Annotated in this window: 17 protein-coding genes; 5 read left to right on the top strand and 12 right to left on the bottom strand. The window is 40.8% G+C overall.

The features are described from left to right. The 4 genes from gcvH to purQ all read right to left on the bottom strand — a co-directional run. A partial coding sequence (gene gcvH / locus ACWB1W_RS01185; protein ID WP_479369566.1) for a glycine cleavage system protein GcvH occupies positions 1-371 on the bottom strand: 371 nt, incomplete at its 3' end. A 19-nt stretch (positions 372-390) separates the two neighbouring features. Beyond that, entirely contained in the window at positions 391-627 is a 237-nt protein-coding gene (gene moaD / locus ACWB1W_RS01180; protein WP_479369565.1) for a molybdopterin converting factor subunit 1, read from the bottom strand. Between the two features lie 22 nt (positions 628-649). Next, entirely contained in the window at positions 650-1,753 is a 1,104-nt protein-coding gene (locus ACWB1W_RS01175; protein WP_479369564.1) for an RNA ligase, read from the bottom strand. 20 nt (positions 1,754-1,773) lie between these two features. Beyond that, the gene (gene purQ / locus ACWB1W_RS01170; RefSeq protein WP_479369563.1) at positions 1,774-2,457 is read right to left on the bottom strand and encodes a phosphoribosylformylglycinamidine synthase I; all 684 of its coding nucleotides are present in this window, start codon (positions 2,455-2,457) and stop codon (positions 1,774-1,776) included. A gap of 99 nt (positions 2,458-2,556) precedes the next feature. On the opposite strand from purQ, the gene ACWB1W_RS01165 reads away from it, so the two are divergent. Next, positions 2,557-2,892 (top strand): DUF5335 family protein, encoded by a 336-nt coding sequence (locus ACWB1W_RS01165; protein WP_479369562.1) that lies wholly within the window; start codon positions 2,557-2,559, stop codon positions 2,890-2,892. Here the strand turns inward: ACWB1W_RS01165 and murG are convergent. Next, positions 2,873-3,904: an undecaprenyldiphospho-muramoylpentapeptide beta-N-acetylglucosaminyltransferase gene (gene murG, locus ACWB1W_RS01160; protein WP_479369561.1), complete on the bottom strand. Its 1,032-nt coding sequence runs from the start codon at positions 3,902-3,904 to the stop codon at positions 2,873-2,875. The genes ACWB1W_RS01165 and murG overlap by 20 nt on opposite strands. 22 nt (positions 3,905-3,926) lie before the next feature. Here murG and purE point away from each other — a divergent pair, with 22 nt between their 5' ends. Next, positions 3,927-4,430, top strand: coding sequence for a 5-(carboxyamino)imidazole ribonucleotide mutase (gene purE / locus ACWB1W_RS01155; protein ID WP_479369560.1), 504 nt, complete (start codon positions 3,927-3,929; stop codon positions 4,428-4,430). Then, positions 4,420-5,676, top strand: coding sequence for an adenosylhomocysteinase (ahcY, locus tag ACWB1W_RS01150; RefSeq protein WP_479369559.1), 1,257 nt, complete (start codon positions 4,420-4,422; stop codon positions 5,674-5,676). The genes purE and ahcY overlap by 11 nt, the downstream gene beginning before the upstream one ends. Position 5,677: 1 nt before the next feature. Here the strand turns inward: ahcY and fliF are convergent, their stop codons facing one another. From fliF to ACWB1W_RS01115, 7 genes are read right to left on the bottom strand one after another with little or no spacing between them, the layout of a single operon-like run. Next, complete coding sequence (gene fliF / locus ACWB1W_RS01145; protein ID WP_479369558.1) at positions 5,678-7,147, bottom strand: flagellar basal-body MS-ring/collar protein FliF; 1,470 nt, start codon at positions 7,145-7,147, stop codon at positions 5,678-5,680. A gap of 1 nt (position 7,148) precedes the next feature. Beyond that, positions 7,149-7,427, bottom strand: a complete 279-nt coding sequence (fliE, locus tag ACWB1W_RS01140; RefSeq protein ID WP_479369557.1) for a flagellar hook-basal body complex protein FliE — start codon at positions 7,425-7,427, stop codon at positions 7,149-7,151. Further along, positions 7,418-7,816, bottom strand: a complete 399-nt coding sequence (flgC, locus tag ACWB1W_RS01135) for a flagellar basal body rod protein FlgC (RefSeq protein ID WP_479369556.1) — start codon at positions 7,814-7,816, stop codon at positions 7,418-7,420. The genes fliE and flgC overlap by 10 nt, the downstream gene beginning before the upstream one ends. After that, a complete protein-coding gene (gene flgB / locus ACWB1W_RS01130; protein WP_479369555.1) occupies positions 7,813-8,187 on the bottom strand; it encodes a flagellar basal body rod protein FlgB in 375 nt (124 codons plus the stop codon). The genes flgC and flgB overlap by 4 nt, the downstream gene beginning before the upstream one ends. After that, the gene (locus tag ACWB1W_RS01125; RefSeq protein WP_479369554.1) at positions 8,188-9,963 is read right to left on the bottom strand and encodes a hypothetical protein; all 1,776 of its coding nucleotides are present in this window, start codon (positions 9,961-9,963) and stop codon (positions 8,188-8,190) included. Next, positions 9,905-11,059 carry a hypothetical protein gene (locus tag ACWB1W_RS01120; protein WP_479369553.1) on the bottom strand — a complete coding sequence of 385 codons (1,155 nt, stop codon included), beginning with the start codon at positions 11,057-11,059 and terminating at the stop codon, positions 9,905-9,907. The genes ACWB1W_RS01125 and ACWB1W_RS01120 overlap by 59 nt, the downstream gene beginning before the upstream one ends. 22 nt (positions 11,060-11,081) lie before the next feature. After that, positions 11,082-11,588, bottom strand: a complete 507-nt coding sequence (locus tag ACWB1W_RS01115) for a hypothetical protein (protein ID WP_479369552.1) — start codon at positions 11,586-11,588, stop codon at positions 11,082-11,084. A gap of 24 nt (positions 11,589-11,612) precedes the next feature. Here ACWB1W_RS01115 and ACWB1W_RS01110 point away from each other — a divergent pair, with 24 nt between their 5' ends. Beyond that, positions 11,613-12,080, top strand: a complete 468-nt coding sequence (locus ACWB1W_RS01110; RefSeq protein ID WP_479369551.1) for a hypothetical protein — start codon at positions 11,613-11,615, stop codon at positions 12,078-12,080. Next, a partial coding sequence (locus ACWB1W_RS01105) for a penicillin-binding protein 2 (protein ID WP_479369550.1) occupies positions 12,067-12,964 on the top strand: 898 nt, incomplete at its 3' end. The genes ACWB1W_RS01110 and ACWB1W_RS01105, both read left to right, overlap by 14 nt.

Genomic DNA, 12,964 nt, shown 5'->3' with positions numbered 1-12,964 from the left:
GTCATCAGGTCCTCAACCTCGCTCGGGTCCTTCATCTCAAGAACAGCTATCCATCCCGCCTCGTAGGGGTCATCGTTTATCATTCCCGGTTCGTCCCTCAGATCCTCGTTAACCTCAACAACCGTTCCCGTTACGGGTGCGTAAACAGGTGCAACGTTCTTAACGGACTCTATGTTTGCGAGTGTGTCCCCCGCATCAATCTCTTTTCCCTTCTCGGGAAGATCAACGTAAACTATGTCCCCGAGCTGTTTCTGAGCGTAATCGGTTATTCCCACTTCCGCCAATCCGTTCTTTATCCTGACCCACTCGTGCTCCTTTGTATAATATCTGTCTCCCTTAACAAGGTAGTTATCAACGAATATCTCTTCCATCCCTTCACCTCCATAATAATTATCCACCGCTTACGGGAGGAATTAAGGCTACCCTATCACCGCTTTTTATCTTAAAATCATCACTTACATACTCCTCATTTACCGCAAACCTTACACTATCAAGTATGTTTTTAATCTCGGGATACTTTTCCTTTAAAAGCTCCTTAAGCTCCTTTACACTCCCCTCAAACTCAAACTCTTCTGAACTCCTTCCGAGCTTTTCCCTCAGAATTGAGAAGTATCTTAACTCAACCATGGGGAAAAATTTAGTATAACCTTCAGTCGTAGACTATTCCACCGCTCAACAGGTGTCCGAGGAGTCCAGTCATATTCAGGTAAACCTTGTCAAACTCAAGCCTCCAGTAGTCCCCTTCCTTCTCAAGTCTTCTTTCTTTGACCTGTATGTGCTTTGAAGTTTTGGATAACAGTTCAAGGAGTGCCAAGGCGTTTTCCTTCTTCCTGAACCTACAGCTAAAGGTCTTGTAAACCTTGTGTTCCTTTTGAAACTGGTTTATTGCATCAAAAAGACCGTCTATAAACGCCTTTCCGAGTTCTTCGTAGAGATGCTCCGTTCTCTCAAGTCCTTCTTCAAGCATGAATAAAACGAGCCTCAGTATCCTGTTTGTATAGTACTCGGGAGGAAGCTGGAGCATGTTCTTTGCATTAAACTTAATGTCCATCAGGTTTGCATAACTCGTTATATACTTTGCCCGTTTATTTCTTTCACTGTCTTCCTTAAACACCACACCTTCCCTTCCTTCCTCGTTGAACTTCCTAAGAATTTCCTTAATCTTTCTGATATCCTCCTCGGAAGAGGTAAATTTCCCGAGAACTTGAACGTGAGGAAGGTTATACCTCTCTATAAGCTCCATCTTCTCCTCTTGGGGAAGAAACTTTAGTTCGTTCTTCTTCATAAAGTCAAACACAAAGAGCTTAACATCTTCCTTAACAAATGGAGGACTTTCCTCTATATAGGGGTTTTCGGGACCCGCTACTTCCGCACAAATTACGAGGTCGGGATTTTCATCCAAGATACGTAGGTCTATGAGGTCCGGAAGCCTGTCGGTGGTGAATGGACATATAAAACCACCCCTTGATAATGCGTAATAATTATCCCCGTATTTAAAAATTCTCGTGTTATAACCATCAACCTTTTCCTCAACCCAGAATGGGTGTTCAAACTGCTCTTTTAGTCCCGTCTCAAGCAGAAATATCCTTCCTATGTGGGGATATCCCCAAACGATGAAGTCCTTGAATATTACCGTTCCCCTCGGTATGTCCCTGTGGTCGTCGTTAAACCTGAGATACTCAAGCCCGAAAGCTTCTTCACTCCTAACCCTTTTCTTCTTTAAAGCTTCTTTTACGGTCTTGGAGTCTATCACCTTAATTTAGCATAGCACAATTAAGACCTTATGAGGGAATACCAAAGCATAAGACCATCGTGGGAACCCAGTATGTCCTCCGAAGCCCTTTCGGGATGCGGCATGAGACCGAAAACGTTACCCTCTTTGTTCATAACTCCCGCTATGTTTGAAACGGAGCCGTTTGGGTTTACTTCCGGTGTTACATTTCCCTTCTCATCGGAATATCTTAGGAGTATTTGTCCCCTTTCCTCCATTTCTTTGAGCTCTTTTTCGGGAACGTAATACCTTCCGTCGTGATGGGCTATGGGAATCTTTAGAACGTCTCCCTTATCAAGGGCTTTCGTGAAAGGTGTATTGTTGTTCTCAATCCTCAGGTAAACCCACTTACACACAAATCGCATGTTCAGGTTGGGAAGGAGAGCACCGGGAAGCAGCTGAAGCTCCGTAAGAATCTGAAAACCGTTGCATATACCGAGAACGAACTTTCCCTTTTGGGCAAACTCGTAAACCGCTTCTGCAAGAGGTGTTTTCGCCGCCAAAGCACCCGGCCTCAGGTAGTCACCAAAGGAGAAGCCTCCGGGAAGGATAACGCAGTCAAACCGCGAGAGATTCCTCTCCTCCCAGTAGATGAACTCAACATCCTTCTCAAGGACATCCCTTATAACGTAATAGGTATCGTAATCGCAGTTAGAACCCGGGAATACGCAAACTCCGAACTTCATTAAGCATAATTATAGGGGAAACCGGGAAAGGTAGATTGATGACAATTCACTAAAAAAATATATAATTAATATTGAGAAACTATCAAGGAGGTGGGAAAGATGGGCTCTACAAAGCTACCGAAAGAAGAATGGGAAAAATACTTTGACAACCTATCAAAGAACCTTCCCGCTGTTGAGGCACAGCTTGAGGTTGTTAACAAGGAGATAGGAGACCAAACGGAGGTAGAGTATTCTCCCCTTATGGGACTCTCTTACGATCCCAAGGATGATGTATTTGAGATTCAGTTCAGGGAAACCCATGACCACTTAATCCATCACCCTCAAGAGATTTACGTGATAGAAGAGGAAGGAAAAATAACATCCCTTGAGATAATTGACAAAGAGGGAACAAAGTATATACTCAGAGTAAAGCCTGCTATACCTTTACCCGGTTAATTAGGTTAAGTATTTCTTTCTCTGCTCCCTCTTTGTAAAAACTTTTTATCCCCCTTTGAAATCTTTCGTATTCAGAAAGAAGCTTTTCAAGAAGTATTAAAACCCTGTTTTCTTCCGCCTCTTCTTGTCTTAGAACAAATCCACCCCCCAGTTCTTCAATTTCCTTTGCGTTAAAAAATTGGTGGTCATCTGCGGCATACGGATACGGAATGAAAATTGAAGGAATACCGTGGTAAGATAATTCTGTTATAGTTCCGGCTCCCGCACGGGTTATAGCAATGTCACTTGCGGAGTATATAAGAGCCATATCAAGGGAAAAGGGAAGAACCTTTACACCTTTCAGGTTCTTAAACCTTTCGTAATGTTTTTCTCCCGAAATTAAGATAACCTGAATATCCTTCGGAAGGAGGTTTACAAGCCTTTCCGTCAGTTCGTTTAAGAATAAAGCCCCCTGAGAACCACCGAATATAAGAAGCGTTTTCTTTTCAGGATTCAAACCGAGCCTTATTTTCGCATCACCATACCTTTTCTTCACTTTTTCCCTTAAAGGAATTCCCGTTCTTATAGCGCTCTTAAAAAATTTTCTCGTATACTCAAAGGTTATAAAAATTTCTTCCGCTTTCTTTGACAGGAGCTTATTCGTCTTACTCGGGACTGAGTTTTGTTCATGGATGAAGAGTTTCTTTCTCCTTAAAACCGTGTGAACACCGAGGGGAAGTGATGCGTATCCTCCGAAGACGAGAGAGGCGAAATCACTTTTTAGCTCCTTGTAAAGCTCCTTTTGAGCCTTAAAAACGCTGTATAAAGCTATTAACTTTTCCTTCAAGCTTACACCCCTGAAGGGGTAAATCTCAAGAAAAATAGAAGGAACACCTATAATTTCCCTCAGCTTGTATTCAATGCCCCTTTTAGCTCCTATAAAAAGGAGATTCTCGTTCTTCTTTGCATACTCTATAAACGCGAGAGCGGGAAAGAAGTGTCCTCCCGTTCCTCCTCCCGATACCGCAATCATGCTCTTATTTTAAACTTTTTATATGCAACCGCTCGTAGGCATAATAATGGGAAGTATTTCCGACTGGGAGTATATGAAGGGAGCCCATGAGGTTCTGAAGGAGTTCGGAGTTCCCCACGAAGTTAAGGTGGTTTCAGCCCACAGAACCCCCGAAAGGATGTACGAGTATGCGAAAAGTGCGAGAAAAAGGGGAATTGAGGTAATCATAGCGGGAGCAGGAGGGTCAGCACATCTTCCCGGCATGACGGCATCTATGACAACCTTGCCCGTGATAGGTGTTCCCATACCTACAAAACACCTGGGAGGTGTTGACTCCCTTTACTCCATCGTTCAGATGCCTGCGGGCATTCCCGTTGCAACGGTTGCCATAGGAAATGCAAAGAACGCAGCCCTTCTTGCTGTGAGAATACTCTCAATAAAGTACCCCAAATACGCTGAGAAACTTGAAGAGTATATGAAATCCCTAAAACAAATGGTTGATAAAATGAACGATGAGCTTAAGAAGGAGGTAGAGAATGGATTTTGACGTTAAGGACTTATCCCTTGCGGAAGAAGGGCTAAAGCGTATTGAGTGGGCTGAGATGGATATGCCCGTCCTGAGGCAAATAAGGGAAAGGTTTTCCAAGGAAAAGCCGCTAAATGGTAAGAAAGTCTCGGCGTGTCTCCACGTTACGACGGAAACAGCGAACCTCGTTAGGACATTGAAGGAAGGAGGAGCTGAGGTTTATCTCACCGCATCAAACCCCCTTTCTACCCAAGACGACGTTGCAGCGGCACTCGTTAAGTATTTTGATATTCCCGTATTCGCAATAAGGGGAGAGGATAGGGAGACATATTACAAACACCTGAAGGCTGTTATAGAGAAAGAACCCGATATAGTTATAGATGACGGAGCGGACCTCATATCAACCCTTCACAAGGAATATCCCGAGCTTGCACAAAAGGTAATAGGTGGTATGGAAGAAACCACAACGGGTGTTATAAGGTTGAGAGCCATGGCGCAGCAGGGAGTTCTCAAATTCCCCGTAATAGCGGTTAACGATGCGTATACAAAGCACATGTTTGACAACAGATACGGTACGGGACAGTCAACGATAGACGGAATATTGAGGGCTACAAATAGGCTTATAGCAGGCTCTTACTTTGTAGTTGCGGGATACGGATGGTGCGGTAAAGGGGTTGCACAAAGGGCGAGGGGAATGGGTGCCATAGTTATAGTCACCGAGGTTGACCCCATTAAAGCCCTTGAGGCTCGCATGGACGGTTTCCTTGTTATGCCTATGTCTGAAGCGGCAAAGCTCGGGGATTTCTTCGTAACAGTTACGGGAAATATACATGTTATAAGGAAGGAGCATTTTGAGGTTATGAAGGACGGGGCAATAGTGGCAAACAGCGGACACTTTAACGTTGAGATAGACATACCGGCACTTGAGGAAATGGCTGTTGAAAAAAGGGAAATAAGGAAAAACGTAACGGAATACAAACTGAAGGATGGAAGAAGAATATACCTTCTTGCAGAAGGTAGGCTTGTTAACCTCGCAGCTGCTGAAGGGCACCCGGCATCGGTTATGGATATGTCTTTCTCAAACCAAGCACTCAGTGCGGAATACATAGTGAAGAACGGAAGCAATCTTGAGAAAAGGGTTTACAGGGTTCCGAGGGAGATAGACGAAGAGGTTGCAAGGTTAAAGCTAAATGCCCTTAACATACAAATAGACGAACTTACAGAGGAACAAAAGAAGTATTTAAGTTCTTGGGAGATGGGAACGTAAGCTATTTCTCCTTTAGCCATTTTCTTATAACGAGGGCAACCCTTTCCGGTTCGTTCTTTGCAAACTCCAGAAGTTCCTCATAGGGGCTCTTCTTCCTCACTTCTTCAACCGTAGGAATTCCGGGCGCATGTGCGGGAACCGGTGCGGGTGTCCTTCTCCTGAGAAGCCTGAACAATCCGTAGGCTATCAAGATAAGTGTTACTAAACCGACTCCTCCCACAATAAGGTAAACGTAAAGGGGAACTTCAGGCCTTCTTTCTGCCGGAATAGGAGCTTTTGCAAAGGGTAGGGACACAACGGAGATAACGTCTCCTCTTTTAGGGTTAAGTCCCGCAGAAGCTATTATTAACTTTTTCAGTTCTTCAACGTTAACCTCAAGGTTTTTATCCACTATAACGCCTACACTTATCCTTTTTACCTTTATGGTGTTGTCCTCGTAGTATATCTCCCTTTTGCTTACCTCGTAATTCGTTATGCTTTCCTTTTTCTCTGTTAAAACTTCTTCTTGAGGTCCGGCACCCCTTGCGGGAGGAATGTTTGCCTGGGTTCCCGGAATACCCTGGGGCTGTCTTCTCACGGAACGTTCCTTTTTCTTTTGCTCACTTACTACCGCCACAAGGTCAGGGTCGTATAGCTCTTCTCTTTTCTTCATAGAAGAAAAATCAAGCTCCGCTGAAACGTTCACCTTAGCTTTTCCGTATCCAAGGACACTTTCAAGAGTTCTCTGTATCTTCATCTCAAGGTTTCTCTCAAATTCCCTTTTTATCTTTAACTGGAGGGTTTGTATTCTTCCATTTTCTTCCTCAAGGAAAGCTGTCAAATCCCTTCCCTTATCGTCTATCACTACAACCTGTGAGGGTTTTAAGTTCTCTACACTTCCTGCAACCAGGTTTCTTATAGCCTTTACCTGTTCCGGTGATAACTCACATCCGGGTTTTAACTCCACAAATACAGAGGCCTTAGCCTCTCCCTCCTCTCTTATAAATAGGCTCCTTTCGGGAAGAACTATGTGAACCCTTGCGTAGTCTATACACTCAAGGCTCATTATAGTTTTTGCAAGTTCTCCCTCTATTGCTCTTTTAAAGTTCACAAGCTGTTGAAACCGTGAAAGGGCTATTCCGCTTTTATCAAATACCTCGTAACCCACTATTCCCCTTTTCGGAATACCCTTTGCGGCAAGCTTTAACCTCAGCTCTCTCGCTATTCCTTCGGGAACGTAAATCGTCCTTCCGTCGGGGGAAATTTTGTAATTAATGCCCTCTTTGTCAAGCTCGGTTATTATACTGTTTAAATCTTCCGAAGAAAGCCCCGTGTATAAAACGGTGTAATTCTCCTGAGAGAGGTATATAACTGCCAATGCACCGAGCGACAAAATAAATAGGGGAATGCCTACCGCTAACGCTTTCTGAATCGGTGAGAGGGCATCAAACTTATCCCTTAAAAGGTTTAAATACTCCCTCAGTTTTTCCATTCTAAACCTGCATGTTTATTAAGTCCCTGTAAGCTTCAAGGAGTTTGTTTCTCACCTCTATAAGTAAATTTAGGGCTACCTTTGCCTTTTCCGCTTCGATGACTATCTCGTGAAGGGGTATATCTTCCCCTTCAATAGCTTTCTTTTTCAACCTCCGGTAGCGGAGCTCCTTTTCGTTTACCCACTCAATAAAGTTTTTAAAATCTTCAATTACGTCACTCTTCCCGGCCTGAGTCTCTTTAAAGAGTTTCGGTATTATTCCTAAACTTCTTACTTCCATGACTCAAAAGTCCTCTCAATTATATCCCTCGTAATGGTGAACGCTTTTAAGTTTGCCTCGTAGCTTCTTACCGCGGTAATCATATCAACCATTTCCTTAACAGGTTCTATATCGGGAAGCCTTACGTATCCCTTTTCATCCGCTTTAGGATTGTCCGGGTCGTAAATTAGCTTAAATCCCGGAATTTCTCTTATTTCCTTAACCCTTACGTAGACCTCAGTAGGGCTTTTCTCAACAGCTTCAAATACCGGAACCAGTCTCTGAAAGGGTGTTCCATCTTTCTTGAAAGACTCGTAGTTAGCCAGATTTGACGCAATAGTGTTCATCCTTATCCTCTGGGCATACATACCGGATGCACTGATGTCAAGAGCTCTGAACATATCCATCATTCAGTCCTCCCTTTTATAACCCTGTTGAGACCTTCCAGACTACCTATAGCAAACTTCAGGTATGTCTCGTAAGCAAGCCTGTTCTTTACAAGTTCCGAAAGTTCCCTTTCAATGCTCACGTTGTTCCTGTCGTTTCCCATAAGACCGCTTTTTACCTCAACGAGCTTTATCTCAAACTTTTCGTAGTTCTTTATGTGTTTATCACGCGTTGTTTTTAAAGGTATTGAGGGCTTTTCAACTTTGAAAACTATATCCCTCCTTTTGTAGTTCGGAGTGTCAGCGTTCGCTATATTTCCTAAGATTACCTTATGCTTCTTCCAAGTGTAGTTAAGGTAAGGTTTTAACTTGTCAGCCCCTCTGAATATATCCATTTACCCACCCCACAAACTTAATATAACTTCCTTCCAAGGTTTTTTAAAGCTCTTAGCTTCCTTTACAATCTCCGAGAGAAGATTACTTCTACCAAGCTTCTCCGCAGAATACCCGAGCTTAACGAGAACAGCACCGTAAACATCGTCTTTCCTTTTATACCCTTCCAAAAACTTTTTGTACATATCTACGGCCTCCCTGTAAAGACCTCTTTCGTAGTATATATCCCCTGCAAGCTTGTATATATACGGAAAGTAGCCGCGTAATCTATCATACTCTTTTGCCAGTTTTATCACCTCGTCTATGTAAACATTTTCCTCAAGGTAAGAAAGTATTAGTAACGCCTCAAGTTTATCCACACCATCAAGCTTATCTATAGACTCCTTCAATAAACGTTTTGTAACCTCCTTCTTCCCCTTTGAGAACCAGAAAACACCCCTTAAGAACTTTCTTTTAGGTGTCCTTGGTAAGAGCTCAACAACCTTTAGGAACTCGTCATCTCCCTTGTAGAGAAGGGCTCTCGCCAAAACCTCAATAGATGAGGGTTTATTAAAAACACTCAAGAAGTTTTTCCTATTTAACTTGTAAAGTTCTACTATTAAATCTCCGTAAACGTAGGGTTTCAAGCTTAAAATCTTCTTATTTAGTAAATTAATTTCCTCTTCATAACTAAACACCTCTCCTAAAAGAGCAAAAGAGTTTTTTCTAAAGTTAACAACCTTTAAAAATTCCTTCTCTTCCTCGTTTATCTTTTTTCTTTCAATAGCCTTATTGTATAGAGCAAACAGAACAAAATTCCCGTAAGGCTTACCCGTTGATAACCAGCCTAGTTGGAGGACAACGTCGTAGTAGAATTTAAACTCGTCAAATCTACTAAGGAACTCTTTGTTTTTCCAATACTTTAAATAAATAATTCTGTAAATGGGATTGTAAAAGAGTTCTTTCTTTATATCCTTGTATATCGCGTAAGCGTCCGAAAAGTTATTAAGCCTTAGGTTAAGCTCTGTAAGGTAGTAGTTAAGCATAACTTTGTAAAAACCGAACTTATCAAGCTTCTTTGCCCTTGTAAAGTAAAATAGGGCCTTGCGTATATTCCCGCTTCTGTAAAGGGAAAGTGCAGTGTAATAATTGAAATGAACGTCATACTTCAGGAAACTGTTTAGTTCTAAAGCTTTCCTTAAGTCTTCAAGACCTTCCCTATAGTTTCCGAGGCTCACCTCGTATATACCGAGGGCAAAGTAATAAAGGTAGGTGTATTCCCCCGGAATCATGTTAAGCCTTTTTATATATGAATATCCCGTATAGTCACCGAACAGTGCGGATGCCAGTGCAAACTTTATTATGAACCTGTTATCTCTCGTATCACCGTAAAGGGATGCATAGATATCCATAGCCTTATCGTACCAACCGAGGAGAAAGAAGGAGTCTCCCATAAACTCCCTCTGGAGGACCATATACCTTGGAGATTTATAGTGAAAGGTATACAAGTTCAGAAAACCTATAGCGGAAAATATACCTTCCTTATTCCCAAGGTTGTAAGAGTATAAAGCGTACGAAAGACCGTAATAAAGATATGAGAGCTCTCCGTAATCACTCTCCGGAGAGAGGGTGTATGCTCTTGAGAAGTATAAGAGTGCATCAATGTAGTCGTTTACACTAAGCGCCCTTATTCCGTTTTCGTAGTAAGTTTTAACCGCTTCTTCTTTTTTATTTACCGCATTAAAGGAGAACGCTGAAATTAGAAGAAGTAGTATAACCAGAATTCTCGTCGGGCTCATTTACTCCTATATTACCCCTTTCCCTTTCCCTTTCTCTATCTCTGTAAATCTCACTTCCGTTAACGTTTAAGCTCTCAAGCCTGAAGCCCGCACTCTGAAATATCTGAGATATTCTCACAGCGTCGTAACTCGTTATAAAGGAGTTGTTAAAATCCTTAATCTTTAAAAAAAGAGTCGCATTTTCCTTTAAGAACCTCATTTCCATTCCTATATCTTTTATCTCAATCTTTATTTTTTTTATATTATTATCATTATATAAGCTAAAGTTTTTTATTAGCTTCCTTAATTCCGACTTTTTAACTTCGAATTTTTCCTTTTTATATTCCTTTATCTCTACTAATACGGGTGAACTCTCTTCAATCTTTGAGTTCTTCTTTTTTTCCTCTTTAGAAGTTCCTAAATCTTTTAACGAAGATATTTTTATTAATCCATTGTGTGTTGAATTATTCTTAAAAGATTTCTTTGCAGTTATAAAATTCCATTCACGCTCTGAAGGTTGTATAATAGCTCTATTTTCGGGTAATTCTTTTTTTTCTAAAGTGTTTTTTATATTTTTTTTCATCTTCTCAATAACTTCCAAGGTTTTTATATTACCGGAACCGAGTGTAGGCATGGGTTTTCCTTGAGCGCGATGTGTTTTATTAAACGGAAGAGTAAAAACATCTCTTTGTTTAATCAATTCCAATTCTAAATTTTTATCAGACTTTACAAAAGTTAGCCTATTTTCCAATTTCACTTCTTTATCGGGATTAACTATTCCATTATTACCGTTTTTTGTATTGTATTCCTTGGTCATTTGAACGTTATTTTTTGGTTCATTTAGTTCAAGTATTAACCGGGTATACACGGGCACTTTAAAGTTTATCGGTTGAGACTGGTCATCTTCTGTTCTTTTGTTTCCCTTTCCACTTTTCTTAAATGCACCGTTAAAAACGAATATGTTTGTTTTCTCCTTTTCCCCCTCTTTTATTCTTTCTACCTTTTTAAAACCTTCAAAAAGTGTTAAAAGAACTTCAAGAAACTCTCCCTTACTTCCCTTGGGGTTTTGAAGTTGATTTAAGTTCCTAAAAACCGGAAAGAGTTGTATGCTTTCCATTCCCTCCACCTTACTGATTAATTTACTCCTTACATGGACGGAAGTCTATCACTTCGAAGCCGAGTCTGCCCGCATACATAAGCTGGGTTGAGTTGATAAGTTTGCTTATTTCTTCATCGCTCTCGGGATGTTTTACCCTAATGATTAATTTTCTCTTTTCCTTTCCGCTGAGTTCAACTCCGCAAAGGAAGAGGTTATTTCTTTCCGCATCCATCTTTATGAACTTCGGAAATAGTTTTCTCTTGAGAAGCATATACTCCTCGTAAACCTTCTTAGCCTCAGCGTAAAGTTTTAAACTTATCTCATTCCTATCCTTGTAATACTCATACTTCTTATAGATAACGTAAATAGGATAACCAAGCCTGTTTAGTTCATCAACGAGTTTAAAGTTTACTCCTTTCTCTCTTTCAATTTTTTTCTCTATATCAACTATCCGCTTGTAAATTCTAACTAACTTATCCGCATCACTTTGATAGGGCTCTGGAAGCAAGAATCCAAGGCTTATAAGTATGTAAGATAAGAACCTCATATAACTTAATATACAATTTAAAAGATGGTGTTTCTTTTCCTTCTTCTGTCTCTCGTGATAGCCGTCTTCCAGGCTTCTTTATTTACACCGATATTCGGAAATCTATTCTTAACGCCATCCCTATCTTTTGTCTTTATACTCCTGTCCTCACGTATTTTAAAAGAAAAAAGTCTAATACTTGCATTTATAACAGGTCTTTTTTTTGATACAATAACGGATAGTTTGGGCTTTATAACTCTTATAAACATAGTCATTTTGTATGTATACCTATTTATAACGGAGTTTCTTTTCGTTAAAAATAAACTCCTTGATTTCTTTATAATACCGCCCTTAATCTTAATCTTAAGGAAGTTTGTTGTAGTTAGCATAGTTGGCAAGAAATTCCTGATTGATTACTCGGTAAAGTTACTCATTCTATCTTTTTTTATAGAAATTATTTTTTTTATAGTTTCGTATAAACTTTTTTCTAAGTTGATAGATGAAGAGACGTAGCTTCATTATAATGCTCTTATCTGCTTTGGGAAGTTTTATCAGTGTTGTTTTTAATCTGTTTAGGCTTCAGGTTATTGAAGGTGAAAAATACAGAGAGCTTTCGGAGAGAAATTACGTAAGGAAAAGGTATCTTTATCCTCCCCGTGGTGATATATACGACAGGAACGGTGAACTTCTGGCTTACGACGTTCCCAACTACGTTTTGGTTCTCGATGCCAACAGGTTGATGGAAAAGGAGCTTGAGAAAGTTCTGAAGGAGATTGAAAGGCTTTTCGGTATAAGCCTTAAAAGGGAAAAGGTTGTTAGGACTTCCTTTGAGCCCGTTGTTGTGAAGGAGGAACTTTCTCCGGAAGATATAAACACCTTTTACAAGAACAGGTATAAACTCCCGGGTGTATTTATAGAAGTTATGCCCAAGAGGGTTTATCCTAAGGGAAACCTCGCTTCTCACGTAATAGGATATGTCGGTAAACCTTCCGAAAGGGATTTAAAACGTTTAAAGAGAAAGATAGGACCCCTTAGTTTTGTCGGAAAGATGGGAATTGAGCGTTCCCTTGATAAGGTTTTAACGGGAAAGCTCGGAGAAGAAAAAGTGATGGTTAACGCTATAGGGAAAATAGTTAGGGTTCTTGAAAGGAAGGAACCAAAAAAAGGTAGTTCAATAAAGCTAACCATAGACGTAAGGTTTCAAAAGATTGTTGAGGATGTATTCCGGGAAAGCGGAAATCCGGCGGGAGCTGTAATACTTCTTAAAGCTTCTACGGGAGAAGTTCTCGCTCTTGCGAGCTTCCCGGGGTTTGACCCTAACAGTGTTTATAAAGACTGGAAAAAGCTCAGTAAAAATCCCTTAAAACCCTTCTTTAACAGGGCTGTAAGGGGGCTAT

It is taken from the genome of Aquifex sp., assembly GCF_056494385.1.
Note: the sequence above shows the minus strand (reverse complement) of the source record. Positions and strands in the feature narration are given on the sequence as shown.

Coding starts and splice junctions, on each gene's coding strand:
- moaD (WP_479369565.1), bottom strand. CDS start 627: ATGGTTGAGTTAAGATACTTCTCAATTCTGAGGGAAAAGCTCGGAAGG.
- purQ (WP_479369563.1), bottom strand. CDS start 2,457: ATGAAGTTCGGAGTTTGCGTATTCCCGGGTTCTAACTGCGATTACGAT.
- ACWB1W_RS01165 (WP_479369562.1), top strand. CDS start 2,557: ATGGGCTCTACAAAGCTACCGAAAGAAGAATGGGAAAAATACTTTGAC.
- murG (WP_479369561.1), bottom strand. CDS start 3,904: ATGATTGCGGTATCGGGAGGAGGAACGGGAGGACACTTCTTTCCCGCT.
- purE (WP_479369560.1), top strand. CDS start 3,927: ATGCAACCGCTCGTAGGCATAATAATGGGAAGTATTTCCGACTGGGAG.
- ahcY (WP_479369559.1), top strand. CDS start 4,420: ATGGATTTTGACGTTAAGGACTTATCCCTTGCGGAAGAAGGGCTAAAG.
- fliF (WP_479369558.1), bottom strand. CDS start 7,147: ATGGAAAAACTGAGGGAGTATTTAAACCTTTTAAGGGATAAGTTTGAT.
- fliE (WP_479369557.1), bottom strand. CDS start 7,427: ATGGAAGTAAGAAGTTTAGGAATAATACCGAAACTCTTTAAAGAGACT.
- flgC (WP_479369556.1), bottom strand. CDS start 7,816: ATGATGGATATGTTCAGAGCTCTTGACATCAGTGCATCCGGTATGTAT.
- flgB (WP_479369555.1), bottom strand. CDS start 8,187: ATGGATATATTCAGAGGGGCTGACAAGTTAAAACCTTACCTTAACTAC.
- ACWB1W_RS01125 (WP_479369554.1), bottom strand. CDS start 9,963: ATGAGCCCGACGAGAATTCTGGTTATACTACTTCTTCTAATTTCAGCG.
- ACWB1W_RS01120 (WP_479369553.1), bottom strand. CDS start 11,059: ATGGAAAGCATACAACTCTTTCCGGTTTTTAGGAACTTAAATCAACTT.
- ACWB1W_RS01115 (WP_479369552.1), bottom strand. CDS start 11,588: ATGAGGTTCTTATCTTACATACTTATAAGCCTTGGATTCTTGCTTCCA.
- ACWB1W_RS01110 (WP_479369551.1), top strand. CDS start 11,613: ATGGTGTTTCTTTTCCTTCTTCTGTCTCTCGTGATAGCCGTCTTCCAG.